The following is a 26,689-nucleotide window of genomic DNA, read 5'->3' on the forward strand; positions in this document are numbered from 1 at the left end:
GCTTTTAGCCCCGATTTCGCGCTGTATGGTTTCTACCGCAGGCCAGGATAACCCTTCGTTATTGCTGTAGTCCGCCAGGCGGGCCATGACGGCGACGCGAGAAAGGATAAGACCGGCATGTGCGCACCCTTCCCATACAAGGCCATGAAGTTTGCTGCTCATTTGCTCTCCCTCCGCATTGCCCGCGCTATCCCAGCGGCTATCAGGCCAGAACGGTGACAGGTATCCATAACTGTGCCGCTGACCACTATCGGTGGGTTCAGGGGCTGGACGTTATCCGCCCAGATAGCCATGATGATTGAGAGATTTTCATGCAGACGCTGCGCATGGTTATGAATGGATTCCAGGCCAGAAGATGTCTTCCGTGACCGTTGAATCAGCGCCTGCTCCATGGTGTTAAAGGCTGTGATGTACATCTCTTTGAAGTGTGCGGCACGTTTGCCTGTGAAGCTCATCGCCAGGAATGCAAAACCATCGCGGGTGATTAGATAGCAGGGAAGATGACGACCGGTGGAGTCGGTGTAGCGACTGAGCTGAAAATTAAGCGCAGTGAAACCAGGTGAACATTCCAGTGACTGGATTTTTTGAATTACGTTTTTGTGGTCTTTGACGAAATAAGCCGCGACAGCCAGTGACGAAGTCACTGCGCGACCGTTAACGAAGGTGATTTCAGGTTGTTCAGGGGTTGGGACAGTAGCCATAATGGCAGCCTCAGTCAGGAGTGTAAATAACTCACCACCGAGACTTCTCACGGTCCAATTGGTGGTGAGACGTACAGGGGTGAGAATACCGGTCCTGACTGAACCCGGCCAGCCCGAAGGCTGCCCTGCACGCCCCACCATAATGCGAATGTGGCAATGCTTAACGCATAAAAAAACCGCATAGGCGCGGTTATGCGCTGAATTGAAATCCGGGTTGCAACGCCCGACCACCAGCAATGTGGCAGCGGAAGCACTATACCGTCCGGAATTCAGAGAATCAAGTGATGACGGATTTGACATCACCAAAAGAGTGATGCTATTGTTGTCATCATTAAGGGAGAAAACATAATGCCAGCGCAGTTGCTCATCAAAAAACGCGATGTCTTTCCGGGGGAAAATGCCTTCATCAGCATTACAGTCTGGGCAGTTGATCCCTCGATTCGCGCCAGTAACCACGGCTATAAGTACAGCATGGCCTACGTTTCTAATGATGTTTGCGTTATGCGCTATGACAACGAAGCTGGCAAGGGTGACCATAAGCATATTGGCGACAGTGAATACCCGGTGACGTTCTCCGACCTCGCTGACCTGTTCGAACAATTTTACGCCGACGTCAACGCTATAAGGGGGTAATATCATGACCACACTAACCGTTCGTGTAATGTCTCGCGAAACGGCCAGAGAAGACACCAAAGCGGCGTTTGTTGCAGCGATGTCTGGACAACCTGTTGATGTCCCGTTTTCTCTGACGTTCCCCGATATTGAATCACTGGCTAAAACAATGCTGGCACCTAACCGACTCGCCATTATTAACACAATGACCGGAGCAGAGGCGATATCCATACGCGAACTGGCAAGGCGCGTAGGACGTGATTTCCGCGCCGTACATCGGGATGTCACCGCGCTATTAAAAGCCGGGGTAATTGAACATGATGGCCAGAAAATTATTTTTCCATACACTGCGTACCACGTTGAATTTACTGTCGGCCACATCGCTGCATAACCCTCTGCGACACCCTGCCCGGTGTCGCTTCTCATTATCTCCATCACTTATCTGTCCTCCTGAACCTGGCACGGAACACAATCAGCGGTGTCGCACACTTCCACTCGTAACCCGGACGTTGGTAAACAACTTTCTGATCCTCAATATCGTGATCAAGAATCATGACTACGTGGCCATGGTCATCACACCAGTGGCTGCCGATATCTGGGTATTTAGTCGTCATCAGCCACGCCTCCACTCTTCGTAGATACGCTGCAGCAGCTCAGGGAAGCGCGATTCATAGAAATGGGGCTGGGTTTCCCGCGGATTATTCGGTGAGGTGATATTTTTTCCGAACAGCAGGCCACTGATGGTTATCGACCAGAATTGTTTTTCACCATGTCGGGAACTTGGGCGGCGTTTGCGCTCAACGATCCGCAGGCGCTCCAGGATACGATAAGCCACTGGTGTGCTCATCGTGCTGCTGTTCAGTTTCAACAGAGTAGTGATCGCAGCCGTGGGTCGGCTTGAGCCGTTAACAGCATCCGCCGGGGCATCGATGGCATATACCGGCATCAGCGCTGGCAACCCCGCCAGCTCCTGCAGTTTCTGCAACGCCCCCAGTCGTGACGATTGAGAAAGATTCAGCAACCTGGTAGCAGACTCCACGATTAACAGACCGGCCTGTATCTGGTCTGCTTTGTTCGCGGGTAACTGCGGTGCCGGTACACTGAACTGCTCCAGCGCAGTCATATGGTCAAACACCTTCGCCTGCAACTCGTAGCTGTAGCTCATTGCCATCAGGCAGGCTTCACGCTTGGGTAAGTAATAGCAGGGTAAAGTACGCCCGGTACCATCGACGTACTCACCCAAAAATTTGGGTGAGTGATTTTCGCTCAGAACTTTAGGCACTTTTACCAGGAACTGGTCATGACGGAGCTTTGAATGCCCTTTGCCCGGGAAGGATGCTCCGACAGCGATCGCTTTCGCTTCACGCTCAGCATTGATGTAGTCCACCAGCTCCAGGCTGGTCATAGTGATCCCGGTTGCGGGTAGATTAGTCATTATGTGTCTCCTGCTGTTGTTGACGAAAATCACCCACAGCCCATTCACGGAACCTGTGGTTGATGGCTTCCCATCCGCCCGGTATTCTCACCACATAGCAATACGTGACCTCGCTCTTGCCGCCACGTAGCGGTAACGCGCGGAGTTGCGAACGCTGATAATTTGCGGTTATATTGCTCATGCGGATTTCTCCATACACCATGATTTATTCGCCACGATGCCCGGGGCTGCACACTCGCGGGCATCACTCTTTACTGGCGCACAAAAAACCCGGTAAACCAGCGTCGTGTGCTCCTGTAATTTGGCAATGGCCCGGTAAAGCTCATCATCGATAGCCACGCGCTCATGCGGTTCAATCACACCATCTTCGATTGCTTCCCTTACCTGCTGCGAATAACGGGTAATCTGCTCAATAGCCTCCAGAAGGCGCTGGTTAATATCCCCGTAATCCACTTCTTCGATATCAGGCAGCGGAACAAATGCCCCACCAGAAGCACGGCATACTGCATGCGCAATATGGTGATGGCCACCAGCCTGCTGCAGCACCATTGCCCAGCCGAAGGGCAGAATCTGATCGCCATCCGTGCGAAGACGGTTAAATAGCGAATTTTCGGTAACCCCAATCCATTCTGCCGCTTCGGCATAACCGCCTGGCAAATCGGTTATGGTCTTTTTGATAGCAGCCACCAGCCAGGTGGGCTGCTTATCTACTTTCCACTTAGGTTCATTCATCTTGCTTATCCTTTCTGGTGCCGCCCCTTACCGTGGTGATACCCTTATGATTTACAGGCCGATAAGAACCAGGGAGGTTCGACATGACTAAAGAAGAATTCGTGACTTATATCTTCGATAAAACGGTAGAAACTTTTGCCGCCACTTATTCCGACTGCGCTCCCCTCGATAGCCCAGAGGGAAAAAGTGATTTCGACAAAATCTATTGCTTTCTGGCCGATCACTACGCCAAGAGGCTGGAAGATGCTGGCTGCAGACCCCTAGTGAAATTGCCATTGTCCTGATGACAGGCATTACATAATGGTCATAATCACCCTCTAACCCTTTGCGGCGGATTGCCTCCCTGATGACGGGAAGCACTTCGCCCGCAATCTCAATGGTCAGCTCCCCAGTTAAAATCACCTGTTCTTTTCCCATGTTCTCTCCTGATGTTTATTGGCTTTACCGCAGTTAACCATCTGATTCTGTGGTTATGGCACAACCAGGAGCGTGTTAGGCTACGTTCGTCTTATGGCCGGTAGAACGACGTAAGTAGGACCAGCTGACGTCAGGACGCAGTTCTTCGCATGTCACTGCGCCGTTGGTCGCTTTTTCTATCTCAGGGCAACGTTCAGCAGGAATCTGCCGTATCCCCTTCACCCATTGATTAATTGTCGGGGAAGAGACACCTAAACATCTGGCCATAGATGCTTGCCCACCAACCCGGGAGCAAGCCTGCTTTAGTACAAAGTTTTCTTCTTTCATGAGTTATGCTCCAAATTTCCAACACCCTTTAATATTAGGCTTCGCCTAACGAAAGATCAATAGGAATTGCCTAACTCAAAACTAATGAGGATGATTAGGCAATGCTTAGTGGTAAAAAACTGGGCCTGGCCATAGAGCAGGCTATCAACAAGAAATTATCTTCGGGTGCCATTAAGACCAAGGCTGAAATCGCACGCCATTTCAAAATAAAACCGCCATCAATTCATGACTGGATAAAGAAAGGCTCTATCAGCAAAGATAAGCTTCCTGAGTTATGGAAATACTTTTCAGATGTAGTAGGTCCTGAACATTGGGGGCTTCAGGAGTTTCCAGCACAAGATCAACAATCTCTCCCCACCCAAGAATCCAGTCATAGTGATAACCTTATTTATGACGCTTATCAGCTCGCAACAGCAGAGAGACGCGTTGTTGTTGATTTTCTATTATCTATTGACAGCACAGAGCCCGGCTGGGTTGATTCAGATGTAAGAGCCTATGTTTCAACTATGGATTTAAAAGTTCGGCGTTGGTTACAGGAAAGCAAATCCCCAAATAAAAGTCCTACAGCCAAAAAGACCGGAACTTAAGCTGGTATGGTCCCAGGATAACCCCATCACAAGTTAGCTTTCTCTCCTGATGTTTCATTCATCACAGGTTTTTCATGCCCCAAATATTAGGCGGAGCCTATTGACATAAAATTAGGCGACACCTAATATAAATCACATCAACAGCGAACAGGCAGGAAGCCCACGAAGTAGCCGCCCTGGGCATATGAAGGCCAGGATGATTCGCCAGCAGATGATTTCAGCGGAGAGAAGAGATGAATGAGCAGGATTTGAAGCATGTGATCGCATTATTGCTGGAAGACGCTAAACGTTTGCAGCAGACAGAGCCAAATGCAGGCACTGAGGCCCGTATTTTGCTATCGAGCTGGCAGAAGCTTGGGGATTCACGGTCTGGACAAATGAAGGGTTTTACTTGGGTGAAGCTAAACCAGTTGGCCGAGCATCGGATTAACAAGGCTCTGGCAGAAGGTAAAGTCGCAGACTTCTATGACTTCCTCGATCTGCTGAATGCCGAAACCCGTATGAACGATGGAAACCATACCCGCGCTAATACGGAGGATCTGTTAATCGCCACCTGCGGTAGAGGTCTGGAGCGTATGAACGCGAGTATTAAGCAAGTCGTTTACAGCTCGCTCGGCGCTCACAGCGAGAAACCTTGAGAAGTTCGTCACCGGCTGGAACTGCTTTACGGTGACGTTCCTCGCATTGAACTTTTCAGCCGAAGCACAGCAACAGGATGGCATCACTGGGAAAACCAGTGCGGACAATCTTCAGTTCAGGTGTGGACAGGTCATGTAGAACACATCACAAATGCAGAGGTGATCGAGTGATTATGAAGCTAATTAATCGCAGCAAGCAATCACCTATCGGTCGCCGCGCTTGCGATGTTGCGCTGGCGACGCACCACGCAAAATATGGCGATTACGGCAGGCAGAAGCACCAGACAAATTACACCGTTGAGGTGGATGGCATGAAGGTCACTGTCGAAGTAGTTAACAGGGCCACCAGCTATGTCGCGACCGCAATGATCGGCGTTCGTAAGCTTCGCAACCTGCCAGCGCAGGCGCACTGATAATAACGATGGCCCCACCGGGGCCACTGGAGAGAATGATGAGCAAAAAAACTGATAACTTCGAACTGATGAGCACCCGCGATATCTGCTGCCAGTTAAGCATTTCACCGAGGACGCTGGAGCGTTACCGTAAACGCCCGAGCGACGGCAACCCATTCCCGGAGCCAGACTGCTCCTACATGGGTGGATCCAATAAGTGGCTCAAAACCAAAGTTCACGAGTGGCAGGCCCAAGAAATGTCGCGGCCAGTACGACGCCCAATGTCGCACCTGAACCTACCGCGTGACAGCAAGGGTCAACTCATCCGGTCTGACGTGGCGTGAACTCCAGAACATCGGGCTCGATGATACTCATCAGCCGGGCCCACCACTTGCTGTAAGCCTCCCTCATTTCATAAATATAGGTGTGCTTGTCGTACACCGCCCACACGCCTGGCAGTTTGTGGCCCAACATTATCTCGGCGATATGCGGCTCAGTCAGTTCGGAAAAATTCGTTCGCGCAGTCCTGCGCAGATCATGAATCGTAAAGTGTGGCACCTTCTCGTTATAAGCTTTCAGCATGAACTTAACCAGGTTACTGCTGATGCTCATATGAAAACATTCGCTCATCGGTTTGTCTTCATATTTTGAGAAAACAAAACGACCCGGCGCCAGCTCAATGGCTCGTTGTATCAATGGAAGCATTTCCGGGATGATAGGACGGATTATTGGTTTCTTACTCTTCCGCCCCGTCTTGTGGTTTTCCCACGGAACGGTCCAGATCCCTTCTTCAAAATCAAAATGAACGACTTCAGCCTGCCGGAGTTCTCCGATCCTGCACGCCCATAGCAGAGACAATTTATAAAGGATCTTGTTTCGCTCAATAAGGCGCGAATCCTCAATAGCGCGCCAGACAATCGCTATCTCATGATGTGACAACGTTCGCTCCCCCATTTTCTTCTGAATGCCAAAGTCCTGCCCGGACAACTCCGACAGGGGATTTTTCTCCAGCATCTGACGTTTCACTGCCCAAGAATAACACTGTTTGCCGTTGCTGATAACGCGGCGAGTAATTTCAGTGTACCCCTCCGCCAGCCGATCTAATACGGTAAGCCAGTTGTGCAAAGTCAGATCTTCAGCCGGATACTTGCCTATCTTCGGAAAAACATGGAGCTCGAACGTACGAAGGATCTGGTCAGATGTTTCTTTCTGAATGCAAACGATAGCATGCCATTCACGAAACAGCTCTTCGAAGGAGTACCGCGAGTTTACCTTCGCCTTGTTCATACTCTGGCGAATGCGTGGGTTTTCTCCACGGGCGAGGACAGCGACCCATTTCTCTACTTCCTCGCGTGCGGCTTTCAAGCCAAAAGCCGGATAGCTTCCGATCGTCATTTTATCCTGATTACCCAGGAATCGATATCGATAGAAGAAGGTTACTGCGCCTTTTTTGCTGACGCGAACCCACAATCCGTCACGGTCTGCTTTCTCTTCCACTTTGTCCCGTTCTTTTCCGAGACAGGCTTTTAGATAACTATCTGAAATTGCCATGTAAAACCCCCGCCCGTGCCCACGATGGACACGCTCTACTATTCTCATCATAGAATATGGACACGGCAGTGGACACAAATTCATTGGCTTATGTTGTCTTAGGTTGGCAAATGATGACTTGGTTGGATAGAGCGAAACGCGCGGAATTACTGGTATCAGGGAGGGAAAGTGGCTGAGGTTGGCAAAGCTTGACTTAGTGGCAATTATCGATGTGGGCAATAATAGAAAAGTTACGTATATTCTTCATAGTTAGAGGTTTTATGCCTTACAAATGGCCTGTGAGCTCGGCGCTTCGCGCTGTACGGAGCAGGATGTCAGTGACTGTCTTCTGCCTGAAACGCCGCATTCTACACTACAACCAGAAAGCGAGGAAACTGCTCATCCTGCAAGCTTAGTTAAGCCATGAGCAGGATGCGCAAAGATATGTCAATCGAAGGGAAATTACTGATTTTCAGCCGGGGGAGTTGAAGTATCGACACGCAACGCTTCCGGGCTAAGCGCAACGCTCAGGATAACCGGCTGCCAGCTATCCCGGCGGCTGAAATACTGTGAAAAACCGCGGGCAAGCAGGAACCCCCCTACACCACCGAGCAACGCACCACACATCGCGGCCAGATTCGTGCTAAACAGCGTCTGGAAGAGGCCTGAACACAAAAAAAGCCCGACCAGCGGCGACATATAAACCAACAGTGCGGAGCCAAGCAGGCTTCCTTCCGCGATACCCAGCTCCACTTTTTGACCTGCTACCAGCGGCTGTTCGCTTGGAACAGATAAGAGATGGCTGGTTTGTGGACCAAGCTTATTCAATACTCGTGCGCCGCACCCCGAACGCGAAGCGCAGCTGTTACAGGATGCTTTAACATCACAGTGCAGCAATGCTTCACCGTTTTGCCAGGAGACAACCGTCGCCCACTCTTTGATCATTGCGTAGCCCCGTTAAACTTAATGCTATCGCCAATGCGTTTTGCCGTTTGCGGAGGCAATTCCCCGACCACGGTAATTTCCGTTTTATCGCGAATTTCAGTACTTACGGTACGACGACCGGTGCGTACCAGCTGATCGCTATTACTGACCTGGGATGGTGCCTGGCTGATGTTTACCGAGAAACTAAACAATCCGTCAGAATAGAGACGAGATTCTATCGGCACGCCAACGGTAGGCAGAGGCCTACGGCTGCTCGACACTTCGTTAAACCCTTGCGGCAGCCACGTAGGTGCCCAGGAAAACTTCGCTTTCTCCGCGCCAGGAACAGACAGCAGCGGCGGAAGCGTAGCCTTCGCCAAATTCTGCATCAGGCCGCTGGCCTGATTTTCGACGGAGAAAGATACCACCCGGAACTGTTCTAGCGTTTCACCGTCACGATCAAGGAGATCAACCCGCAGCGGGAGCTTGGTTTCGGTATCGATCCACACGATATAGTTGTAGCGCGTGCCATCTCGTGCCACGACGCGGATCACTTCACACAGCCGATCGGCAATACGCGTACGCCCAACGGAGATAAAGTCATAGTAAGGTGTCAGGCGCTTAAAGTCGGTATAGACGATGGAAGGCAGAGAGTCGACAATGTAGTCCCCGGTGAGCGTGAATGGCTCAAGCCCAGGTTCAAAATAGCTGATTTCATTGCCGCGCTGCACAACTTCCCGACGCGGGCCATCCATTTGCAAAAACTGAGCAAGCGGGCGATTATCAAGACGCGCGTGGCGATAACTAAGGGACTCAATCCCTTGTTTGCTGATATTGATAAACGCCAGCTCATAGTTGAGTGACTGACTCGCCTGGTTCATCTGCTGCAACAGCGCCCCGGACGAAACCGTGTCCGCCGAGGCGCTGGAGGTGAACAACAGGCCGCCTGCCACAAGAGACAGGGCACACCAAAGTTGCTTCATTACTGCGATTGCGTTCCTAAAGTTTGGTTTCCTGGCACTTGCACAGCAGCTTGCTGGGTTTGCGCCTGTTCAAACTGGAGCTGCTCGGAGTGTAAACGACGCTGCAATTCGTAATCCTGCAGCATTGCGTTAATACGACGACGCTGTTCCTGTACCTGCTGACTGCTGTTACTGGCCGTCGTCTCAGACGGTACGCCCAGGCTCACCGGACTGGCTTTGCCCATCATCGGCAGGGTGTTAAACACCGGCGTTTCCGGCTGTGCGGCACTGTCAGACTGACCATTATAGTGCTGCACACCTACAATAACCGCAAGCGATACGCACGCAGCAACACCCATCTGAGTCAGCTGGCTTGCCCATGGACGCACTTTGTGCCAGAACGGCATTTTCTGCCACTGCTGAGGCCGCGGTTGTGATTCGGTAATGAGCGGCGCGACGCTACGCACTGGTTCATTCGCGATAGCTGCCATTACGTTGGCAGAAATATCGAAATGAAGCACTTCACTGGTATCTCCGCGCATCGTGTCGCGGATCAGATGGTAGCTCTCCCAGCTTTGCTGCAGCGCACTGTCATCAGACAAGCGGTTAAGCAGCTCGCTATCGAGAGATTCGCCATCCATTAAAGCGGAAAGTTGTTCTTTCTGCATGCCTAAATACCCTTCCAGTAATCCGCTATCGTCAACGCCTGATAAGCGGTTGAACTTTATTATCAATAGCTTCCCGCGCGCGGAAAATACGAGAACGCACTGTACCTACCGGGCAATCCATAATGGCCGCTATCTCTTCATAGCTCAGACCATCCAGCTCCCGTAACGTAATTGCCATGCGTAAATCTTCCGGGAGCGACTCAATCGTGCGGAAAACTATCTGTCTCAGCTCTTCAGACAACATTAAGTTCTCAGGGTTCGAAATTTCTTTCAATGCGCTGCCACTTTCGTAGTTTTCAGCGTCAATCGCGTCTACGTCACTGGACGGTGGACGGCGCCCCTGGGCAACCAGATAATTTTTTGCCGTGTTGACCGCAATACGGTACAGCCACGTATAAAATGCGCTATCGCCGCGGAATGAATCCAGCGCACGATACGCTTTGATAAAAGATTCCTGCACCACGTCGGGAACATCTCCCGAAGGCACATAGCGGGAAACCAGGCTCGCAACCTTATGCTGGTAGCGCACCACCAGTAGGTTAAATGATTTCTGATCTCCCTTCTGGACCCGTTCGACGAGGACCTGATCCGTTAACTGCTCGCTCATCCGAGGTAATGTCTCCCCAAACCTAATTTCCACGCGTAATCGAAATGCCACTCGAACCCTGCATTTTGAGCAAGCTTAGAGTTGGAGCGCCCGAGGCCAGCAAAGTTCCGTTACGCCTTTGTTTTTCTGTCATGTTTCGCGGATTGCATCTTTTCATTATAAATTCCGCTACGCAAAACGGTACGCCGATTCTTCTGAATCATCGCTTAAAAAGTTAGCGAGCAGAGTATCGCATGAGTCGAGGTTTTTCATCATTTAATCTGTCGTTTATCCATTTGTAGATGCATTTATTTGCATAATTTGACACGCCTCTCCTCAGCACATTTATCGATAATATTGTTTAGTCGGCGCAACGATAAAACAAAAAAATAGTGTTCCTTATCCCACCCGGTGCTATGCTGCGGCCAAACTTGTTTAGTAAATTAAACACCATGAACACAACTAGCGATTTGGTCTGTGACGTACTCATTGTCGGTAGCGGAGCTGCCGGTCTCTCCCTCGCGCTGCGTCTTGCACAAGACAGCAACGTCATCGTGCTTAGCAAAGGTCCGATTAGCGAAGGTTCAACCTTTTACGCTCAGGGCGGAATTGCAGCCGTTTTTGATGAAACCGACAGCATTGACTCCCACATTGACGACACGCTGATTGCCGGAGCCGGTATCTGTGACCGCGATGCCGTAGAGTTTGTTGCCAGTAATGCGAAACACTGCGTCCAGTGGCTTATTGACCAGGGGGTAATGTTCGATACCCACACGCTGGCTAATGGTGAAGAGAGTTATCATTTAACGCGTGAAGGCGGTCATAGTCATCGCCGCATTCTTCACGCCGCTGATGCTACAGGTAAAGAGGTAGAAACTACGCTAGTCAGCAAAGCACTTAATCATCCGAACATTCGGGTTATCGAGCGCAGCAATGCCGTGGATTTAATTATCTCTGACAAAATTGGGTTACCTGGCACAAGGCGTGTTGTCGGCGCGTGGGTCTGGAACCGTAACCTTGAAAAGGTCGAAACCTGCCGTGCTAAAGCCGTAGCGTTGGCGACAGGCGGGGCTTCGAAGGTTTATCAATATACAACAAACCCGGATATCGCCTCTGGCGACGGAATCGCCATGGCATGGCGTGCGGGCTGCCGCGTTGCCAATCTTGAGTTCAACCAATTCCACCCAACGGCGCTCTTTCACCCGCAGGCCAGAAACTTCCTGTTAACTGAGGCACTGCGTGGCGAAGGCGCCTGGCTAAAGCGCCCGGACGGAACAAGGTTTATGCCGGACTTTGATGAGCGGGCTGAGCTGGCTCCGCGAGATGTCGTCGCCCGCGCTATCGATCACGAAATGAAGCGTCTGGGTGCGGACTGCATGTATCTTGATATCAGCCATAAGCCAGAAACGTTTGTACGCCAGCACTTCCCTACTATTTATGAAAAATTGCTTGGGTTGGGGATCGATTTAACTAAAGATCCCGTCCCTGTGGTGCCAGCAGCACATTATACCTGCGGTGGCGTGATGGTTGATGAACATGGACGCACCGACGTTGACGGACTGTATGCTATTGGCGAAGTGACCTATACCGGGCTGCACGGCGCAAACCGAATGGCGTCAAATTCATTGCTTGAATGCATGGTCTATGGTTGGTCTGCCGCAGAAGATATTCTCAAGCGCTTGCCGTATGCCCGGGAGAGTAAACATTTACCCGCATGGGATGACAGTCGGGTCGATAACCCCGACGAACAGGTTGTGATCCAGCATAACTGGCATGAGCTGCGGCTATTTATGTGGGATTACGTCGGCATCGTTCGCACTACACGAAGGCTGGAGCGCGCATTACGCCGTATTACCATGCTCCAGCAGGAGATCGATGAGTACTATGCTAATTTCCGGGTGTCCAACAACCTGCTTGAGTTGAGGAATCTGGTTCAGGTTGCCGAGCTTATCGTTCGCTGCGCCATGCAGCGTAAAGAAAGCCGCGGCCTTCACTTCACGCTCGACTATCCGGAAAGGCTTGAGAACTCAGGCCCAAGCGTGCTCTCACCGCTTTACATAAATAAGTAGAAATCCTGGGTCAGGCTGCAATAACCTTCTGAATAGGTTTGGTCTGGCCCACGGATCACCAGACGATCGCTATAGTATTCTCCACCCGTTGGGGAGAGTGCGAGCATCACACGATGGGGCAATCTCGTTTCGTTATCCGCAACGTCCGTACGATAGCGCACGTGCCAGCCCTGTGATTTCGCCAGCTCGCTGAACGCCGTACCTGAGGTTTCCGGCATAATGACGCAGAAAAAACCATCCTCGGTGATCAGCTGTTCAGCGCTGCTCAGCAGAGCCTGGTGATCCAAAGTGGTGGTATAGCGAGCCTGAGCGCGTTCCGGAGAGGCACAGTTACTGCCCTGCTCAAAGAAAGGCGGATTACTGACGATCAAAGAGTAACGCTGGGTGGCCTGCTGCGCCCATTCGCGAATATCCGCGCAATGCACTTGAATACGCGAGGCCCAACGGCAAGCACTGGCATTTTCGGCGGCTTGTTCAGCCGCAACAGCGTCAAGCTCTACGGCTTCGATAGAAACATCGTCCGCGGTGCGTTGTGCAAGCATCAGCGCCAGTAAACCACTGCCGGTGCCGATGTCGAGTACGCTTTTTACATTAGCAACCGGTACCCATGCACCAAGTAAGGTTCCATCCGTTCCCACTTTCATGGCACAGCGATCGTGCGCAATAAAGAACTGTTTGAAAGTGAATCCGTCCCGACGTAATACCGCTTTTTGATCCGACATCTTATCTACCTTGCGAAGAAACCGCCGTAGCATAAGTGAAACGAGCGACCACGGAAAGACACAAACAGATGAAGATCGCGGGCATAACGTCTATAATCGGCGTCCCAAATAGAGGTAGACCATGACTGTAAGCACTTTTTCCGAACTCGAACTTGATGAAAGCCTTTTGGACGCGCTCCAGGAGAAGGGCTTTACTCGCCCGACAGCAATCCAGGCTGCGGCCATTCCTCCTGCACTTGAAGGGCGCGATGTGCTGGGTTCAGCACCAACGGGTACCGGTAAAACCGCAGCTTACCTGCTGCCAGCGCTACAGCATCTGGTCGACTTCCCGCGCAAAAAATCTGGCCCGCCGCGTATTCTGATCGTTACCCCAACCCGTGAATTAGCGATGCAGGTAGCAGACCACGCCCGCGAGCTGGCAAAGCACACGCATCTGGATATTGCGACCATCACCGGTGGCGTGGCTTATATGAACCACGCTGAAGTGTTCAGCGAGAATCAGGATATCGTGGTGGCCACAACCGGCCGACTACTTCAGTACATCAAAGAAGAAAACTTCGACTGCCGAGCGGTTGAAACGCTGATCCTTGATGAAGCCGATCGTATGCTGGACATGGGCTTTGCTCAGGATATCGAGACCATTGCGGCGGAAACTCGCTGGCGCAAACAGACAATGCTGTTCTCCGCTACGCTCGAAGGCAATGCGGTCAAAGACTTTGCTGAACGTCTGCTGGAAGATCCCGTTGAGGTTTCTGCTACGCCTTCAACCCGCGAGCGCAAGAAGATCCATCAGTGGTACTACCGTGCCGATGATGTTGAGCATAAGACCAAATTACTGGTTCACCTGCTGAATCAGCCGGATACCACCCGTTCTATCATCTTCGTACGTAAACGCGAGCGTGTGCATGAGCTGGTTGCCTGGCTGCGCGAAGCGGGTATCAACACCTGCTATCTCGAAGGCGAAATGGTGCAGGCCAAGCGTAACGAAGCCATCAAACGTCTGACCGACGGCCGCGTTAATGTCCTGGTTGCCACCGACGTCGCTGCCCGCGGGATCGATATTCCTGACGTTAGCCACGTATTCAACTTTGACCTGCCGCGTACCGCGGATATCTACCTGCACCGTATCGGCCGTACCGGTCGTGCTGGTATGAAAGGTACTGCGATTTCACTGGTTGAAGCACACGATCATCTGCTGCTGGGTAAAATTACCCGCTACATGAAAGAGCCGCTGAAGTCCCGCGTCTTCGATGAGCTGCGCCCAACCACGCGCGCGCCAAGCGAGAAGCTGACCGGTAAGCCATCGAAGAAAGTACTGGCCAGGCGCGAAGAGAAGAAGAAAGAGAAAGATAAAGAGAAGCCGCGCGTTAAAGTGCGCCATCGCGATAAGAAAAACGTTGGTAAGCGTCGTAAGCCAAGTGCAGCAGCCGCGACGGAATCTTCAAAAGTCGACGAATAACATCAACGCCGGGAAAATCCCGGCGTTTTTTATTGCCCCGGTTCAGCGTTCTCCTGCAGGCATTCCATAAAAATCTTCATCGCCGGGCTGATAACCTTCCCCGCATGATGCGCGCAAATCGCGTTGATCGTCAGTAGCGGTTCGCTGAACGGCAGCTCCACTAACTCCCCGGACAAAAGCTCTTTCTCTACGGTAAAACGAGGTAAGAAACTTACGCCCAGGTTCGCGGCAACGCACTGCTTGATACTTTCGATACTCCATAGCTCGATGGTGTTTTCCAGCGTGATCCTGCGCTTTCTCAACTGTTCTTCAAAGATCTGCCGGAACACGCACTGCGGCTCGTTGATCACAAAACTGACAGGGATGTGCCTGTCCGTATGTCGGAAGTCAATCTCCTCGCGTGCCGGCGACGCCACCAGCACCAGCGAAGGCTCACTAATCGCCTGCATATGCAACGCTTCGTCATTCCCCACGCGGTAGAACACGCCGAGATCGACCCGATCGTCCAGGAGCGCATCGCGAATCGTGTAGCAGTTCAAAGACTGCAGAGAGAGTTTGACTCGAGGTGCCCTCTCCTTAAAACGCTGCAGCACGCGCGGCATTTTGTACGCCAGCAACGTTTCACCACTTGCGATCCTGAGTTCACCCTCTGGCTCAGAGTCCGGCCTGGCGGCCTGCCTGATGGTATCGACGACGCGCGTCAGCTCATAAACGTGAGGCATGAGCTTTTTGCCGCTTTCGGTTAAACGCATCCGTCGGCCAATTTTTTCAAACAGCCGCAGCGAAAGCTCCTGTTCAAGCTGCTGTATATGAAAAGTGACCGTCGACTGCGTGCAGCACAGCTTCTGCGATGCCAGCAGGAACGACCCCTCCTCCACCACCGTTTTTAACGTGACAAACCGACGTAAATCCATTCAGCCTCCATTACATCGAAATCATCGAATTCTGAGTATAGAAACATTCATTTTTTTAAATCTTCCGGTTTGCGTACTCTCAGCGAAAACAAAGGAGAACTCAAGTGGTCGCCATTTTCTTTAGCGCTTTCTGGACATACACCCTCATTACCGCCCTGACGCCGGGGCCCAACAATATTCTGGCGTTAAGCACCGTCACCGGCCACGGGCTGCGGCAAAGCAGCCGCGTGCTGGCGGGAATGAGCCTTGGATTTCTGATTATCATGCTGCTGTGCGCGGGCATCGCCTTCTCACTCGTTAGTCTCAATCCGAGATTTACCCGCGTTCTTGGCGGGATCGGCGGGATTTACATTCTCTGGTTGGCGCTGAAGATCGTCACCAGCCAGCCGCCGGGCTCGACGACGGAAGCTCAGCCGATCGGCTTCTGGGCCAGCTTTGGCCTGCAGTTCTTAAACGTAAAAATTATTCTTTACGGCATCACCGCCCTGTCGACCTTTGTCTTACCATATACGGAGGAAATAAGCGGCATCGTGGGAATGAGCGTGGTGCTGGCGGCAATAGGGAGTTTTGGGAATCTTTGCTGGGCGCTGGCCGGTCATCTGTTCCAGAAGGTGTTTCAACGCTTTGGACGTTCGCTGAATATTATTCTGGCGTTGATGCTGGTTTACTGTGCGGTGAGGATCTTTTACTAACGTAAAAGAGCGCCAGAAGGCGCTCTTTTTTCACTACGGCAGGAACTGAATTACAGGCTTTCAGTGAAAGTACGGGTGATAACGTCGCGTTGCTGTTCCGGGGTCAGAGAGTTGAAGCGAACCGCATAGCCAGAAACACGAATCGTCAGCTGCGGATATTTTTCCGGATGCTTAACGGCGTCTTCCAGCGTTTCGCGACGCAGAACATTAACATTCAGGTGCTGACCGCCTTCTACGCGAACTTCCGGTTTCACTTCCATTGGAATTTCACGGTATTCGAATTGACCCAGTTTGCTCACCGCAACAACTTCATCTTCTGCAAAGCCAGCTTTTGCGCAGACGCAGCGCGCCTCGCCTTTTTCGTTGTCGAGCAGCCAGAAAGAGTTCAGAAGTTCGTCGTTTGCCGCTTTTGTAATCTGGATACCAGTAATCATTTTATTTCTCCCTCAGGGTAATGTGCTGATTCTTTGGGCCAGAAACCTGGCTCATTGGTAAAACCTTTGTTGCTTTGTTGTTCTTATATCAGCCCACCAGGCTCCATTCTTTGACATAAATCAATTAAATCCACACCATAAAAAAGGGTTTTGCTGGTTTTATTTGTTTTACATCAACTTAGGCGTACAGCGCGTCATTAAAATTTTTGTAAATTTTCAACTTTATTTAGTACCGTAGCCCATTGATGCAACGCAATATTTTGCTCGCAGAGCAGAAGCAGTTAAGCTATCAGGCAATACAGATTCGCGGGAGAGCGAGATGACTACCCACCTCACCTGGCACGACGTGCTGGCAGAAGAGAAGCAGCAACCTTACTTTATCAATACGCTCAGCGCCGTTGCGGCCGAGCGGGCGGCGGGCGTAACCGTGTACCCACCGCAGAAGGACGTGTTTAACGCTTTTCGCTTCACCGAGCTGGGCGATGTCAAAGTGGTGATCCTTGGGCAGGATCCCTATCACGGGCCAGGACAGGCGCACGGACTCTCTTTTTCCGTACTTCCTGGCATTGCGCCGCCACCGTCCCTGGTGAATATGTACAAAGAGCTGGAAGCTTCTGTATCCGGCTTTACCCGTCCGACACATGGTTACCTGGAAAGCTGGGCGCGCCAGGGCGTACTGCTGCTCAACACGGTGCTAACCGTAGAAGCGAGCAAGGCGCATTCCCACGCTAACTTCGGCTGGGAAACATTTACGGATAAGGTTATCGCATTAATTAATGAGCATCGTGAAGGCGTAGTGTTCCTGCTATGGGGTGCCCATGCTCAGCGTAAAGGCAGTATTATCGATCGCCAGCGCCACCATGTGCTGACCGCACCTCATCCTTCCCCTCTTTCAGCACACAGAGGTTTTCTGGGCTGTGGGCATTTCGTTAAGGCGAATGAGTATTTGGCCGAGCGAGGTGAACAGCCCATCGACTGGGAACCGCGGCTACCGCAGCAAAACGGCTGAGGCCAAAACGAAAAAAGCCAGCTATCAAGCTGGCTTTTTTATCTCAGGATTCGGTTACGCCTTATTCTGACGCCACCACTCCCCAAGCAGTACCCCGGTTGCCACCGATACGTTGAGGCTTTCAACATTACCGGTACCTTCAATCGCAACGCTCATGTCTGCGTTTTCGAATGTGGTATCGGAAACGCCGTCGCGCTCCTGCCCAAGCACCAGCACCATTTTCTTCGGTAACGCAGCTTTATACAGCGGAGTCCCCTGGTGACTGGAGGTGGTCACGATGGTATAGCCTGCTTTACGGAAAGCTTCCAGACCTTCGCTAAATGTTGCACCACTGATGGCGACCACGTGCTCTGCTCCCCCCTCTGCAGTACGAACAGCCGCACCTGATTCCAGCAATGAAGCATCCTGAATCAACAGGCCCTTAACGCCGAAATGCGCACAGCTACGCATGATACCGCCGAGGTTGTGGGGGTTGCCCACATCTTCCAGTGCCAGCACACAATCATCTTCTCCGGCTTTGTTAAGCCAGCTCTGTACGCTGATACCGCTGCGTTTCTTAATAATGAAGCAAACACCACCGTGATGTTCTGTACCGGAGGCTTTTGCCAGTTCGGCATCATCCACTACGTGATATGCCTTACGGTTAGCCGCCATCCAGCGCAGTGCTTCTTTGAAGCGCGGCGTAACGCTCTGGATAAACCATGCGCGCACGATACATTCCGGGCGGCTCTGGAACAGCGCCTGACAGGCATTTTCACCGTATACGCGAGTTTCTTCGGCGCGCTGGCGACGAATCACTTCCGGATCGATGATGTTTTTCGCACTGGTACCGTCATCTTCAACCGCTAACGACGCTTCTTCCTTTGGGGGACGAGAAACCGTACGCCATGGAGAAGCCGCTTCACCGCGATCGCCTCTGTCATTACGTTCATTCCGGTCGCGCCCGCCGCGAGGTTTATCATCGTGACGAGCCGGACGGCGACCACCGCCTTCACCACGTGACGCGCTTGCAGGGCGCCCACCACCTTTCCCGGTACGCGGGTTTTGGCTGCGCTTTTCGCTGTCGTCGTCACCGCGGACATACATCACTTTGACCTTGCCGCTTTTACCTTTAAATTCGTCGTTCATTTTTCCTCCACCTGGCTGAGCGCGAAGCGCGCAGATTACCTGATGTGGCATGGGTTAGCCATTAACTTTGCTTAAAAGCTAATAACTATTGTACTCATTGAATAAATCACTTTGTTGGCTTCCCCATCTTCGTTGATAATATGTAACATATTTGAAACATCCGTGGTGCATGGCACCGATTTTCGACAACACATTCCCTTGAGGTTAGTTATGAATACCGTTTGTGCCGACTGCCAGGCAATTAACCGCATTCCTGACGACCGTATTGATGACGGCGCAAAGTGCGGTCGCTGCGGTCATGAACTGTTTGATGGTGAAGTCGTCAACGCGACGGCCGCTACGTTGGATAAACTCCTGAAAGACGAGCTGCCGGTAGTGGTAGATTTTTGGGCCCCCTGGTGCGGCCCGTGCGTTAACTTCGCCCCTATTTTTGAAGATGTTGCCGAAGAGCGCAGCGGCAAAGTACGTTTCGTTAAGGTCAATACCGAAGCTGAGCAGGAGCTTAGCGCCCGTTTTCGCATTCGCAGCATCCCAACCATTATGATTTTTAAGAATGGTCAGGTTGTCGATATGCTGAACGGCGCGATGCCAAAGGTGCCGTTTGATAGCTGGCTCGACGAAAATATCTAATCTGGCAGGGGCATTTTTTAGGCCCCTTTTTAATATCTACGGTAGAATAGCGTTTTTAGCTAAGTCTCCTTAATGACCGAAAACGCCGTCCTTCGCCTCCGTGCTGCCCGCCTGGCTCGTGCAACTCGCCCATTTCTCGCCCGTGGTAATCGCGTTCGCCGCTGCCAGCGCTGCCTTTTACCGCTCAAAAACTGCCTGTGTGAAACCCTTCAATCATTGAACGCCCGTAGTCGTTTTTGCCTGGTCATGTTTGATACTGAACCGATGAAACCCAGCAATACCGGGCGTTTAATTGCAGACATTCTGCCGGATACAGAGGCGTTTCAGTGGTCACGGACTGAGCCACCGCAGGCGCTACTGGAGTTGGTTTCCAGCCAGGACTATCAACCGATGGTGGTTTTCCCCGCGTCTTATGCCGATGCGGGCCGGGAGGTTCTGACCACACCGCCAATGACCGGCAAACCACCGCTATTTATCATGCTCGACGGCACATGGACCGAAGCACGCAAAATGTTCCGTAAGAGCCCTTATCTCGACGCTCTGCCGATGATTTCGGTTGATTTGAGTATTACTTCAACTTATCGCCTGCGCGAGGCTCATGCTGATGGTCAGTACTGCACGGCAGAAGTCGCAGCCGCGTTGCTTGAACTGGCGGGTGATATCCATGCCTCTGAAGGGCTAACGCAGCACTTTACCCTTTTCCGCGAGCGTTATCTGGCGGGGAAACCTCATCATCAGGGTAGCGTCACAGCAGAAGTTGAAGAAAACGTTTAGACTCTCCAGAACATCACTCAGGGGAGAGCGTCGTGAGTCAACGAGGCCTGGAAGCGCTGCTGCGTCCAAAATCGATTGCCGTGATAGGCGCGTCGGCAAAAACCGACCGTGCCGGTTACTTAATGATGCGCAATCTGCTTGCTGGCGGGTTTAATGGCCCGGTAATGCCGGTCACACCGACTCATAAAGCCGTTTGCGGCGTGCTCGCCTGGCCGGATATCGCCAGCCTGCCGCTGGCCCCCGATCTCGCAATCATCTGTACGCATTCCCGGCGCAATTTGTCACTCCTTGAGGCGTTGGGCAGCAAAGGCTGCAAAGCCTGTATTATCTTATCCGCACCACCGGAGCAACTGGCTGAATTGCTGGCCTGTGCGGCACGCTGGCAAATACGCCTGCTTGGGCCCAACAGCCTTGGCCTCCTGGCCCCGTGGCAAGGATTAAACGCCAGCTTTTCTCCTGTGCCTATCCAAAAGGGCAAACTGGCGTTTATTTCCCAGTCTGCCGCGGTTTCAAATACGATTCTTGACTGGGCACAGCAGCGCGAAATGGGTTTCTCCTGGTTTATCGCTCTCGGGGACAGTCTGGATATCGACGTGGATGAGCTGCTCGATTACCTTGCCCGGGATACGAAAACCAGCGCAATCCTGCTGTATCTGGAACATCTTAGTGATGCGCGCCGCTTTGTTTCCGCCGCTCGCAGCGCTTCACGTAATAAACCTATTCTGGTTATCAAAAGTGGGCGCAGTGCCAGGGCTCAGGCGCTGCTTAAAACCCATCCTGGCCTGGATGCCGCCTGGGATGCGGCCATTCAGCGAGCCGGTTTACTCCGGGTTCAGGACACTCACGAGCTGTTTTCCGCAGTCGAAACTTTAAGCCATATGCGCCCCTTACGCGGCGAACGCTTAATGATAGTCAGTAACGGGGCCGCGCCAGCAGCGCTCGCGCTCGATGAGCTATGGCTACGTAACGGTAAGCTAGCAGCCCTGAGTGAAGAAACCACGCAAGCGCTTGTTGACGTTATGCCTCCGGGTGTAGAAGCAGGGAATCCGATAGATCTGCGTGACGACGCAACCCCTGGTCGTTACTTGCTGGCCGTAGAAAAACTCCTTGATTGTCATGATTTTGATGCATTAATGGTTATCCACTCACCCAGCGCTGCCGCGCCTGGAACCGCCAGTGCTCTGGCCTTGATCGATTTACTTCAGCGTCATCCTCGTGGGAAATACCTGACTATCATCACCAACTGGTGTGGCGAATTCTCCTCGCAGGAGGCCAGACGTTTATTCAGTGATGCGGGTATTCCGACTTACCGCACACCGGAAGGTGCGGTAACAGCATTTATGCATATGGTGGAATATCGCCGTAATCAGAAGCAGCTGCGCGAGACGCCTGCGTTGCCGGCCAACCTGACGGCGAATACCGGCGAAGCTCACCACCTTATTCAACAAGCGCTGTATCAGGGCGTGACCACACTGGATACCCATGAAGTAAGGCCGGTACTTGAAGCCTATGGCTTAACGACGCTACCAACGTGGATTGCAGGGGACAGTGCGGAAGCCGTGCATATCGCCGAGCAAATTGGCTATCCCGTCGCGCTAAAACTTCGTTCTCCTGATATTCCTCACAAGTCGGAAGTACAGGGGGTTATGCTCTATTTACGAACGGCCAGCGAGGTTCAGCAGGCAGCAGAAGCCATTATCGATCGCGTGAAAATGACATGGCCACAGGCACGCATTCACGGCTTACTGGTGCAAAGCATGGCAAATCGTGCGGGCGCTCAGGAATTGAGGGTTATGGTGGAACACGATCCCGTGTTTGGCCCCTTGATTATGCTGGGAGAAGGCGGCGTGGAATGGCGACCCGACCGACAGGCAGCCGTTGCCCTTCCACCTTTAAATATGAACCTTGCCCGCTATCTCGTTATTCAGGCCATCAAAAGCGGCAAGATCCGTAGCCGGAGCGCATTACGCCCTCTGGACATCGCCGGAATAAGCCAGGTACTGGTGCAGGTTTCTAACCTGATAATCGATTGCCCGGAAATAGAACGGCTTGATATTCACCCATTGTTGGCGTCCGGCAGTGAATTTACCCTGCTGGATGTCACGCTTCAGCTGGCCAAATTTACGGGTGATTCAGATGCCCGGCTGGCCGTGCGTCCTTATCCTCATCAGCTTGAAGAGATCGTGCAACTTCAAAACGGCGATCGCTGTCTGTTCCGCCCGATCCTGCCAGAGGATGAACCACAGCTGCAGCGATTTATTGCCCAGGTAACGAAGGAAGATCTCTACTATCGCTATTTCAGCGAGATCAATGAATTTACCCACGAAGATTTAGCCAATATGACGCAGATCGACTACGATCGGGAAATGGCATTTGTTGCCATACGCAAAATAAAAGGCAGCGCTGAGATCCTTGGCGTCACGCGTGCGATATCAGACCCGGATAACGTTGATGCAGAGTTCGCCGTGCTGGTCCGTTCCGACCTGAAAGGGCTGGGGCTGGGCCGCCGCCTGCTGGCTAAGCTTATCGATTATACCAGACAACACGGCCTTCAACGGCTCAACGGCATAACGATGCCGAATAACCAGGGCATGATCACGTTAGCCCGTAAACTGGGTTTCAGCGTCGATATTCAGCTGGAGGATGGCATTGTAAGTCTGACACTCCCGCTGAGCGAAAGCGTAGATTCGTGAGTAAGGTACTGGAAAACATACTCACTTTGCACAGCAGTAGTGGTATTATCGGCAGGTTATGACGTCTGGATTTTGCAGAAGGCCATCCAATGAATAGAGAAGATAAGCACTGTGATGTTGTCTAAATTTAAGCGTAATAAACATCAACAACACCTTGCCCAGTTACCCAAGCTTTCTCAATCAGTTGATGATGTAGAGACCCTGTTCTCCCCAGCGGATTTCCGCGAAACGCTGCTGAAAAAAATTGCCAACGCGACGCAGCGTATCTGTATCGTTGCGCTTTACCTCGAGCAGGATGACGGCGGCAATGGGATCCTGTCCGCGCTTTACCACGCTAAGCAACTGCGGCCGGAGCTGGAAGTTTCCGTCCTGGTTGACTGGCACCGTGCCCAGCGCGGACGTATTGGTGTTGCTGCAACCAACACCAATGCGGACTGGTATCACCGAATGGCAGAGCAGTTCCCGGATGTAAATATTCCGGTCTACGGCGTTCCCGTCAATACGCGTGAAGCGCTGGGTGTGTTGCATTTTAAAGGTTTTATTGTTGATGACGCTGTTATCTACAGCGGTGCCAGCCTCAATGATGTGTATCTGCATCAGCACGATAAGTACCGCTACGATCGTTATCAGGTTGTCAAAAATCGACAGTTAGCGGATATCATGTATGGCTGGGTAAACCAGAACCTTGTACATGGCCGTGCGGTGCATCGTCTGGACGTATCCGAGCGTCCTAAAAGTCCGGAAATCAAAAACGATATTCGCCTTTTCCGTCAGGAATTGCGGGATGCCAGCTTCCTCTTCCAGGGTGACGCGGACAACGAGGAGCTTTCTGTTACGCCGCTGGTTGGGTTGGGAAAATCCAGCCTGTTGAATAAAACTATCTTCCATCTTATGCCGTGTGCAGAGAATAAACTCACTATTTGCACACCGTACTTCAACCTCCCCGCGGTACTGGTGCGTAATATTATTCAGCTACTGCGAGATGGCAAACAGGTTGAGATTATCGTCGGTGACAAGACGGCTAATGACTTCTACATTCCGGAAGATCAGCCATTCAAGATCATCGGCGCCCTGCCTTATCTCTACGAAATCAACCTGCGCCGTTTCCTCAGCCGCCTGCAGTATTACGTGAATACCGGGCAACTGATTGTGCGTCTGTGGAAAGATGGCGATAATAGCTATCACCTGAAAGGGATGTGGGTGGATGATGAATGGATGCTGCTGACCGGAAACAACTTAAACCCACGAGCCTGGCGTCTGGATTTAGAGAATGCGCTGTTAATCCACGATCCCAAAAGAGAGCTTGAGGCTATTCGCACTAAAGAGCTGGAGCTGATACGTACCCACACTACGGTGGTTCAGCATTACCGCGATCTGCAAAGTATCGCCGAGTATCCGGTTAAAGTTCGTAAGCTAATTCGAAGGTTGCGGCGAATCCGCATTGACCGGCTGATAAGCCGCATTCTCTAAGTGTCTAAGCCCTGCAATGCAGGGCTTTTTACTCACTACAGCTTGATACCTTTTCCTTTGCGATGCAGCAACAAGGAAACAACAAAAGCCAATGCGCCCATACCTGAGACATACCAGAAGAATGCCGTTTCGCTTCCGATAGATTTCAGTGACAGGGCGACGTATTCTGCCGAGCCGCCAAACAGAGCATTAGCAACCGCATAGGAGAGCCCAACGCCCAGGGCACGGACTTCTGGTGGGAACATTTCAGCCTTCAGAATGCCGCTGATTGAAGTGTAAAAGCTGACAATGATCATCGCCGCCATCACCAGTGCAAAGGCTGCATACGGCGAGCTAACATTCTGTAAGGCAGTCAAGATAGGCACAGTCAGCACCGCTGCTAACCCGCCAAAACATAGCATAGAGCTACGCCGACCAATCTTATCCGACAGTGCGCCGAAGAACGGCTGGATTACCATAAAAATAAACAGAGCAAAGGTCATCAGCGCGCTGGCCGTATTAGCGTGCATACCCGCCGTATTTACCAGGTACTTTTGCATGTAGGTGGTAAAGGTATAGAAAGCCAGAGAACCACCGGCGGTAAAACCGAGCACCATAATGAACGCTTTGCGGTTCTTCCACAGCCCGGACAGTGTACCGGCGTCTTTATGCTCACGGGTCGCTTTATCGGACGTCTCATCCAGAGAACGCCGTAGATAAAGGGCTACAATGGCCAGCACTGCACCAATGGCAAAAGGGATTCGCCATCCCCAGTTACGCAAATCTTCATCACTCAACACCTGCTGCAGAACAACCACAACCAGCAGCGCTGCGAGCTGCCCGCCAATCAGCGTGACATACTGGAACGAAGCATAGAAGCCTTTACGGCCTTCGACGGCAACTTCACTCATATAGGTTGCACTGGTGCCATATTCTCCGCCCACGGATAATCCCTGAAATAGCCGGGCCAGAAGTAATAACGCCGGAGCCCAGGTACCAATCGTCGCGTAACCGGGCAGACAGGCGATGACCAAAGAGCCAAAGCACATCATACAAACGGAAATAAGCATCGAGTTTTTGCGGCCATGCTTATCCGCAATATAGCCGAACAGCCAGCCTCCGATAGGGCGCATCAGGAAACCAGCGGCAAAGACACCGGCCGTTTGTAAAAGCTGAGTGGTGGTATTCCCGGCTGGAAAAAAGATATGTGCAAAATAGAGCGAGCAGAATGAGTAGACATAAAAATCAAACCACTCAACCAGATTCCCCGATGAGGCGCCGATAATAGCCCATACGCGGCGACGAGTATCTGCCGCCGTGAGCCCAACATTTGCTTCGCTTGTTGTTTCAATCATTTTATTTTCTTCTCCTGTCTTCCTGAATGGGCGTAATAACCCAGGATCCAGTAAAGCAGGAGAAAGAAAATTTGTGAGGCGAAGTTTCTTGTTGCGGAGTTGTTACAGTGATTTTTGTGAGCAGGCTAAGCTTTTCGTGGAGTCATGCGGCCTGGAAAGCAAAAAACCCCAGCCGTCAGGCTGAGGTTTTCTGTTTTATTTGATGCCTGGCAGTTGTATGCCGGGCTGTCCTGCCCGTCACCCTGCGGGCAGCCTCCGGCTGTGCAAAATCGTTCCCGACGATTTTGTCCTACTCAGGAGAGCGCTCCCCGACAAACAACAGATAAAACAAAAGGCCCAGTCTTTCGACTGAGCCTTTCGTTTTATTTGATGCCTGGCAGTTCCCTACTCTCGCATGGGGAGACCCCACACTACCATCGGCGCTACGGCGTTTCACTTCTGAGTTCGGCATGGGGTCAGGTGGGACCACCGCGCTACGGCCGCCAGGCAAATTCTGTTATTGACCGTTATGCATCCGCATAACCATCAATTTAATCCTGAACTAAGCTGAAAATTTACTCTTTCTCTCTAAATTCTCTCAAAACACCTTCGGTGTTGTAAGGTTAAGCCTCACGGGTCATTAGTACTGGTTAGCTCAACGTATCGCTACGCTTACACACCCAGCCTATCAACGTCGTAGTCTTCAACGTCCCTTCAGGGGTCTCAAGGACCCAGGGAGAATTCATCTCGGGGCAAGTTTCGCGCTTAGATGCTTTCAGCGCTTATCTCTTCCGCATTTAGCTACCGGGCAATGCCATTGGCATGACAACCCGAACACCAGTGATGCGTCCACTCCGGTCCTCTCGTACTA

The 26,689-nt window shown here is 51.9% G+C and carries 30 protein-coding genes, 2 rRNA genes and 4 pseudogenes; 16 read left to right on the top strand and 20 right to left on the bottom strand.

What is annotated here, in order from left to right; genetic code table 11:
- Together VGM55_RS06355 and VGM55_RS06360 are read right to left on the bottom strand one after the other, a co-directional pair.
- Nucleotides 1–162 (bottom strand): annotated as a pseudogene (locus VGM55_RS06355) (helix-turn-helix domain-containing protein); the annotation flags it as partial.
- Nucleotides 159–1,001 (bottom strand): Rha family phage regulatory protein, encoded by an 843-nt coding sequence (locus VGM55_RS06360; protein WP_331635014.1) that lies wholly within the window; start codon nt 999–1,001, stop codon nt 159–161. The gene VGM55_RS06360 and the pseudogene VGM55_RS06355, both read right to left, overlap by 4 nt.
- Nucleotides 1,002–1,049: 48 nt before the next feature.
- Between VGM55_RS06360 and VGM55_RS06365 the strand changes: the two genes are divergently transcribed.
- The gene (locus VGM55_RS06365; protein WP_331635015.1) at nt 1,050–1,334 is read left to right on the top strand and encodes a toxin-antitoxin system TumE family protein; all 285 of its coding nucleotides are present in this window, start codon (nt 1,050–1,052) and stop codon (nt 1,332–1,334) included.
- A 4-nt stretch (nt 1,335–1,338) separates the two neighbouring features.
- The gene (locus VGM55_RS06370) at nt 1,339–1,704 is read left to right on the top strand and encodes a winged helix-turn-helix transcriptional regulator (protein WP_331635016.1); all 366 of its coding nucleotides are present in this window, start codon (nt 1,339–1,341) and stop codon (nt 1,702–1,704) included.
- A 43-nt stretch (nt 1,705–1,747) separates the two neighbouring features.
- Here the strand turns inward: VGM55_RS06370 and VGM55_RS06375 are convergent, their stop codons facing one another.
- From VGM55_RS06375 to VGM55_RS06390, 4 genes are read right to left on the bottom strand one after another with little or no spacing between them, the layout of a single operon-like run.
- Nucleotides 1,748–1,927, bottom strand: a complete 180-nt coding sequence (locus VGM55_RS06375; RefSeq protein WP_331635017.1) for a DUF4222 domain-containing protein — start codon at nt 1,925–1,927, stop codon at nt 1,748–1,750.
- Nucleotides 1,927–2,748, bottom strand: coding sequence for a hypothetical protein (locus tag VGM55_RS06380; RefSeq protein ID WP_331635018.1), 822 nt, complete (start codon nt 2,746–2,748; stop codon nt 1,927–1,929). Before VGM55_RS06380 ends, VGM55_RS06375 begins: the two co-directional genes overlap by 1 nt.
- Nucleotides 2,741–2,929: a hypothetical protein gene (locus VGM55_RS06385; protein ID WP_331635019.1), complete on the bottom strand. Its 189-nt coding sequence runs from the start codon at nt 2,927–2,929 to the stop codon at nt 2,741–2,743. Before VGM55_RS06385 ends, VGM55_RS06380 begins: the two co-directional genes overlap by 8 nt.
- Nucleotides 2,926–3,480, bottom strand: a complete 555-nt coding sequence (locus tag VGM55_RS06390; protein WP_331635020.1) for a YmfL family putative regulatory protein — start codon at nt 3,478–3,480, stop codon at nt 2,926–2,928. The genes VGM55_RS06385 and VGM55_RS06390 overlap by 4 nt, the downstream gene beginning before the upstream one ends.
- An 83-nt stretch (nt 3,481–3,563) precedes the next feature.
- Between VGM55_RS06390 and VGM55_RS06395 the strand changes: the two genes are divergently transcribed.
- Complete coding sequence (locus tag VGM55_RS06395; RefSeq protein ID WP_331635021.1) at nt 3,564–3,764, top strand: hypothetical protein; 201 nt, start codon at nt 3,564–3,566, stop codon at nt 3,762–3,764.
- A gap of 208 nt (nt 3,765–3,972) precedes the next feature.
- On the opposite strand, the gene VGM55_RS06400 is transcribed toward VGM55_RS06395, so the two are convergent.
- A complete protein-coding gene (locus tag VGM55_RS06400; RefSeq protein ID WP_331635022.1) occupies nt 3,973–4,224 on the bottom strand; it encodes a helix-turn-helix domain-containing protein in 252 nt (83 codons plus the stop codon).
- 101 nt (nt 4,225–4,325) lie between these two features.
- Here VGM55_RS06400 and racR point away from each other — a divergent pair, with 101 nt between their 5' ends.
- The 5 genes and pseudogenes from racR to xis all read left to right on the top strand — a co-directional run bounded on the left by racR (nt 4,326) and on the right by xis (nt 6,185).
- On the top strand, nt 4,326–4,811 hold the full coding sequence (gene racR, locus VGM55_RS06405; protein WP_331635023.1) for a DNA-binding transcriptional repressor RacR: 486 nt from the start codon (nt 4,326–4,328) through the stop codon (nt 4,809–4,811).
- 233 nt (nt 4,812–5,044) lie between these two features.
- Nucleotides 5,045–5,152 (top strand): annotated as a pseudogene (locus VGM55_RS06410) (hypothetical protein); the annotation flags it as partial.
- Nucleotides 5,146–5,620, top strand: a pseudogene (locus VGM55_RS06415) (MT-A70 family methyltransferase); the annotation flags it as partial. The pseudogenes VGM55_RS06410 and VGM55_RS06415, both read left to right, overlap by 7 nt.
- Before the next feature lie 2 nt (nt 5,621–5,622).
- Nucleotides 5,623–5,862: a DUF4060 family protein gene (locus tag VGM55_RS06420; RefSeq protein ID WP_181221923.1), complete on the top strand. Its 240-nt coding sequence runs from the start codon at nt 5,623–5,625 to the stop codon at nt 5,860–5,862.
- Nucleotides 5,863–5,900: 38 nt separating this feature from the next.
- The gene (xis, locus tag VGM55_RS06425) at nt 5,901–6,185 is read left to right on the top strand and encodes an excisionase Xis (RefSeq protein ID WP_331635024.1); all 285 of its coding nucleotides are present in this window, start codon (nt 5,901–5,903) and stop codon (nt 6,183–6,185) included.
- Here xis and VGM55_RS06430 read toward each other — a convergent pair.
- The 6 genes and pseudogenes from VGM55_RS06430 to rseD all read right to left on the bottom strand — a co-directional run.
- On the bottom strand, nt 6,163–7,392 hold the full coding sequence (locus VGM55_RS06430) for a site-specific integrase (RefSeq protein WP_331635025.1): 1,230 nt from the start codon (nt 7,390–7,392) through the stop codon (nt 6,163–6,165). The two genes, xis and VGM55_RS06430, sit on opposite strands and share 23 nt — an antisense overlap.
- A gap of 441 nt (nt 7,393–7,833) precedes the next feature.
- Nucleotides 7,834–8,316: a SoxR-reducing system protein RseC gene (gene rseC, locus VGM55_RS06435; RefSeq protein WP_154187936.1), complete on the bottom strand. Its 483-nt coding sequence runs from the start codon at nt 8,314–8,316 to the stop codon at nt 7,834–7,836.
- Nucleotides 8,313–9,278 (bottom strand): sigma-E factor regulatory protein RseB, encoded by a 966-nt coding sequence (gene rseB / locus VGM55_RS06440; RefSeq protein ID WP_154187937.1) that lies wholly within the window; start codon nt 9,276–9,278, stop codon nt 8,313–8,315. Before rseB ends, rseC begins: the two co-directional genes overlap by 4 nt.
- Nucleotides 9,278–9,925, bottom strand: coding sequence for an anti-sigma-E factor RseA (gene rseA, locus VGM55_RS06445; protein ID WP_331635026.1), 648 nt, complete (start codon nt 9,923–9,925; stop codon nt 9,278–9,280). Before rseA ends, rseB begins: the two co-directional genes overlap by 1 nt.
- A 31-nt stretch (nt 9,926–9,956) precedes the next feature.
- Nucleotides 9,957–10,532: an RNA polymerase sigma factor RpoE gene (gene rpoE, locus VGM55_RS06450; RefSeq protein WP_016537822.1), complete on the bottom strand. Its 576-nt coding sequence runs from the start codon at nt 10,530–10,532 to the stop codon at nt 9,957–9,959.
- Nucleotides 10,529–10,579: pseudogene (rseD, locus tag VGM55_RS06455) on the bottom strand (rpoE leader peptide RseD); the annotation flags it as partial. The gene rpoE and the pseudogene rseD, both read right to left, overlap by 4 nt.
- Nucleotides 10,580–10,963: 384 nt before the next feature.
- On the opposite strand from rseD, the gene nadB reads away from it, so the two are divergent.
- Nucleotides 10,964–12,580: an L-aspartate oxidase gene (nadB, locus tag VGM55_RS06460; RefSeq protein ID WP_331635027.1), complete on the top strand. Its 1,617-nt coding sequence runs from the start codon at nt 10,964–10,966 to the stop codon at nt 12,578–12,580.
- Here the strand turns inward: nadB and trmN are convergent.
- Complete coding sequence (gene trmN, locus VGM55_RS06465) at nt 12,565–13,302, bottom strand: tRNA(1)(Val) (adenine(37)-N(6))-methyltransferase TrmN (protein ID WP_331635028.1); 738 nt, start codon at nt 13,300–13,302, stop codon at nt 12,565–12,567. The two genes, nadB and trmN, sit on opposite strands and share 16 nt — an antisense overlap.
- A 121-nt stretch (nt 13,303–13,423) precedes the next feature.
- Here trmN and srmB point away from each other — a divergent pair, with 121 nt between their 5' ends.
- Nucleotides 13,424–14,761, top strand: a complete 1,338-nt coding sequence (gene srmB / locus VGM55_RS06470) for an ATP-dependent RNA helicase SrmB (RefSeq protein WP_331635030.1) — start codon at nt 13,424–13,426, stop codon at nt 14,759–14,761.
- A gap of 29 nt (nt 14,762–14,790) precedes the next feature.
- Here the strand turns inward: srmB and VGM55_RS06475 are convergent, their stop codons facing one another.
- Nucleotides 14,791–15,675, bottom strand: a complete 885-nt coding sequence (locus tag VGM55_RS06475; RefSeq protein WP_154187942.1) for a LysR family transcriptional regulator — start codon at nt 15,673–15,675, stop codon at nt 14,791–14,793.
- 104 nt (nt 15,676–15,779) lie between these two features.
- Here VGM55_RS06475 and eamB point away from each other — a divergent pair, with 104 nt between their 5' ends.
- Entirely contained in the window at nt 15,780–16,367 is a 588-nt protein-coding gene (eamB, locus tag VGM55_RS06480; protein ID WP_331635031.1) for a cysteine/O-acetylserine transporter, read from the top strand.
- A 50-nt stretch (nt 16,368–16,417) separates the two neighbouring features.
- Here eamB and grcA read toward each other — a convergent pair whose 3' ends face one another.
- Nucleotides 16,418–16,801 (bottom strand): autonomous glycyl radical cofactor GrcA, encoded by a 384-nt coding sequence (gene grcA, locus VGM55_RS06485; protein ID WP_016537828.1) that lies wholly within the window; start codon nt 16,799–16,801, stop codon nt 16,418–16,420.
- A 319-nt stretch (nt 16,802–17,120) separates the two neighbouring features.
- On the opposite strand from grcA, the gene ung reads away from it, so the two are divergent.
- Nucleotides 17,121–17,810: a uracil-DNA glycosylase gene (gene ung, locus VGM55_RS06490; protein WP_154187943.1), complete on the top strand. Its 690-nt coding sequence runs from the start codon at nt 17,121–17,123 to the stop codon at nt 17,808–17,810.
- A 54-nt stretch (nt 17,811–17,864) separates the two neighbouring features.
- Here ung and VGM55_RS06495 read toward each other — a convergent pair whose 3' ends face one another.
- Entirely contained in the window at nt 17,865–18,938 is a 1,074-nt protein-coding gene (locus VGM55_RS06495) for a tRNA/rRNA methyltransferase (protein WP_331635032.1), read from the bottom strand.
- Between the two features lie 210 nt (nt 18,939–19,148).
- Here VGM55_RS06495 and trxC point away from each other — a divergent pair, with 210 nt between their 5' ends.
- The 4 genes from trxC to pssA all read left to right on the top strand — a co-directional run bounded on the left by trxC (nt 19,149) and on the right by pssA (nt 24,505).
- Nucleotides 19,149–19,568 (top strand): thioredoxin TrxC, encoded by a 420-nt coding sequence (gene trxC, locus VGM55_RS06500; protein WP_154187945.1) that lies wholly within the window; start codon nt 19,149–19,151, stop codon nt 19,566–19,568.
- A 72-nt stretch (nt 19,569–19,640) separates the two neighbouring features.
- On the top strand, nt 19,641–20,342 hold the full coding sequence (locus VGM55_RS06505; protein ID WP_154187946.1) for a tRNA-uridine aminocarboxypropyltransferase: 702 nt from the start codon (nt 19,641–19,643) through the stop codon (nt 20,340–20,342).
- Nucleotides 20,343–20,374: 32 nt separating this feature from the next.
- Nucleotides 20,375–23,035: a bifunctional acetate--CoA ligase family protein/GNAT family N-acetyltransferase gene (locus tag VGM55_RS06510; protein ID WP_331635033.1), complete on the top strand. Its 2,661-nt coding sequence runs from the start codon at nt 20,375–20,377 to the stop codon at nt 23,033–23,035.
- A gap of 114 nt (nt 23,036–23,149) precedes the next feature.
- On the top strand, nt 23,150–24,505 hold the full coding sequence (gene pssA / locus VGM55_RS06515; RefSeq protein WP_331635034.1) for a CDP-diacylglycerol--serine O-phosphatidyltransferase: 1,356 nt from the start codon (nt 23,150–23,152) through the stop codon (nt 24,503–24,505).
- Nucleotides 24,506–24,540: 35 nt separating this feature from the next.
- Here the strand turns inward: pssA and VGM55_RS06520 are convergent, their stop codons facing one another.
- The 3 genes from VGM55_RS06520 to VGM55_RS06530 all read right to left on the bottom strand — a co-directional run.
- Nucleotides 24,541–25,839: an MFS transporter gene (locus VGM55_RS06520; protein WP_154187947.1), complete on the bottom strand. Its 1,299-nt coding sequence runs from the start codon at nt 25,837–25,839 to the stop codon at nt 24,541–24,543.
- 371 nt (nt 25,840–26,210) lie between these two features.
- Nucleotides 26,211–26,326 (bottom strand): 5S ribosomal RNA (gene rrf / locus VGM55_RS06525).
- A gap of 111 nt (nt 26,327–26,437) precedes the next feature.
- A 23S ribosomal RNA gene (locus VGM55_RS06530) occupies nt 26,438–26,689 on the bottom strand; the annotation flags it as partial.

The sequence above is a fragment of the Cedecea sp. genome, assembly GCF_036500665.1.
GTDB lineage: Bacteria > Pseudomonadota > Gammaproteobacteria > Enterobacterales > Enterobacteriaceae > Cedecea.

What these genes read in the sequence shown, in the direction of transcription:
- VGM55_RS06360 (WP_331635014.1), bottom strand. Translation starts at nt 1,001, where the DNA reads ATGTCAAATCCGTCATCACTTGATTCTCTGAATTCCGGACGGTATAGT.
- VGM55_RS06365 (WP_331635015.1), top strand. Translation starts at nt 1,050, where the DNA reads ATGCCAGCGCAGTTGCTCATCAAAAAACGCGATGTCTTTCCGGGGGAA.
- VGM55_RS06370 (WP_331635016.1), top strand. Translation starts at nt 1,339, where the DNA reads ATGACCACACTAACCGTTCGTGTAATGTCTCGCGAAACGGCCAGAGAA.
- VGM55_RS06375 (WP_331635017.1), bottom strand. Translation starts at nt 1,927, where the DNA reads ATGACGACTAAATACCCAGATATCGGCAGCCACTGGTGTGATGACCAT.
- VGM55_RS06380 (WP_331635018.1), bottom strand. Translation starts at nt 2,748, where the DNA reads ATGACTAATCTACCCGCAACCGGGATCACTATGACCAGCCTGGAGCTG.
- VGM55_RS06385 (WP_331635019.1), bottom strand. Translation starts at nt 2,929, where the DNA reads ATGAGCAATATAACCGCAAATTATCAGCGTTCGCAACTCCGCGCGTTA.
- VGM55_RS06390 (WP_331635020.1), bottom strand. Translation starts at nt 3,480, where the DNA reads ATGAATGAACCTAAGTGGAAAGTAGATAAGCAGCCCACCTGGCTGGTG.
- VGM55_RS06395 (WP_331635021.1), top strand. Translation starts at nt 3,564, where the DNA reads ATGACTAAAGAAGAATTCGTGACTTATATCTTCGATAAAACGGTAGAA.
- VGM55_RS06400 (WP_331635022.1), bottom strand. Translation starts at nt 4,224, where the DNA reads ATGAAAGAAGAAAACTTTGTACTAAAGCAGGCTTGCTCCCGGGTTGGT.
- racR (WP_331635023.1), top strand. Translation starts at nt 4,326, where the DNA reads ATGCTTAGTGGTAAAAAACTGGGCCTGGCCATAGAGCAGGCTATCAAC.
- VGM55_RS06420 (WP_181221923.1), top strand. Translation starts at nt 5,623, where the DNA reads ATGAAGCTAATTAATCGCAGCAAGCAATCACCTATCGGTCGCCGCGCT.
- xis (WP_331635024.1), top strand. Translation starts at nt 5,901, where the DNA reads ATGAGCAAAAAAACTGATAACTTCGAACTGATGAGCACCCGCGATATC.
- VGM55_RS06430 (WP_331635025.1), bottom strand. Translation starts at nt 7,392, where the DNA reads ATGGCAATTTCAGATAGTTATCTAAAAGCCTGTCTCGGAAAAGAACGG.
- rseC (WP_154187936.1), bottom strand. Translation starts at nt 8,316, where the DNA reads ATGATCAAAGAGTGGGCGACGGTTGTCTCCTGGCAAAACGGTGAAGCA.
- rseB (WP_154187937.1), bottom strand. Translation starts at nt 9,278, where the DNA reads ATGAAGCAACTTTGGTGTGCCCTGTCTCTTGTGGCAGGCGGCCTGTTG.
- rseA (WP_331635026.1), bottom strand. Translation starts at nt 9,925, where the DNA reads ATGCAGAAAGAACAACTTTCCGCTTTAATGGATGGCGAATCTCTCGAT.
- rpoE (WP_016537822.1), bottom strand. Translation starts at nt 10,532, where the DNA reads ATGAGCGAGCAGTTAACGGATCAGGTCCTCGTCGAACGGGTCCAGAAG.
- nadB (WP_331635027.1), top strand. Translation starts at nt 10,964, where the DNA reads ATGAACACAACTAGCGATTTGGTCTGTGACGTACTCATTGTCGGTAGC.
- trmN (WP_331635028.1), bottom strand. Translation starts at nt 13,302, where the DNA reads ATGTCGGATCAAAAAGCGGTATTACGTCGGGACGGATTCACTTTCAAA.
- srmB (WP_331635030.1), top strand. Translation starts at nt 13,424, where the DNA reads ATGACTGTAAGCACTTTTTCCGAACTCGAACTTGATGAAAGCCTTTTG.
- VGM55_RS06475 (WP_154187942.1), bottom strand. Translation starts at nt 15,675, where the DNA reads ATGGATTTACGTCGGTTTGTCACGTTAAAAACGGTGGTGGAGGAGGGG.
- grcA (WP_016537828.1), bottom strand. Translation starts at nt 16,801, where the DNA reads ATGATTACTGGTATCCAGATTACAAAAGCGGCAAACGACGAACTTCTG.
- ung (WP_154187943.1), top strand. Translation starts at nt 17,121, where the DNA reads ATGACTACCCACCTCACCTGGCACGACGTGCTGGCAGAAGAGAAGCAG.
- VGM55_RS06495 (WP_331635032.1), bottom strand. Translation starts at nt 18,938, where the DNA reads ATGAACGACGAATTTAAAGGTAAAAGCGGCAAGGTCAAAGTGATGTAT.
- trxC (WP_154187945.1), top strand. Translation starts at nt 19,149, where the DNA reads ATGAATACCGTTTGTGCCGACTGCCAGGCAATTAACCGCATTCCTGAC.
- VGM55_RS06505 (WP_154187946.1), top strand. Translation starts at nt 19,641, where the DNA reads ATGACCGAAAACGCCGTCCTTCGCCTCCGTGCTGCCCGCCTGGCTCGT.
- pssA (WP_331635034.1), top strand. Translation starts at nt 23,150, where the DNA reads ATGTTGTCTAAATTTAAGCGTAATAAACATCAACAACACCTTGCCCAG.
- VGM55_RS06520 (WP_154187947.1), bottom strand. Translation starts at nt 25,839, where the DNA reads ATGATTGAAACAACAAGCGAAGCAAATGTTGGGCTCACGGCGGCAGAT.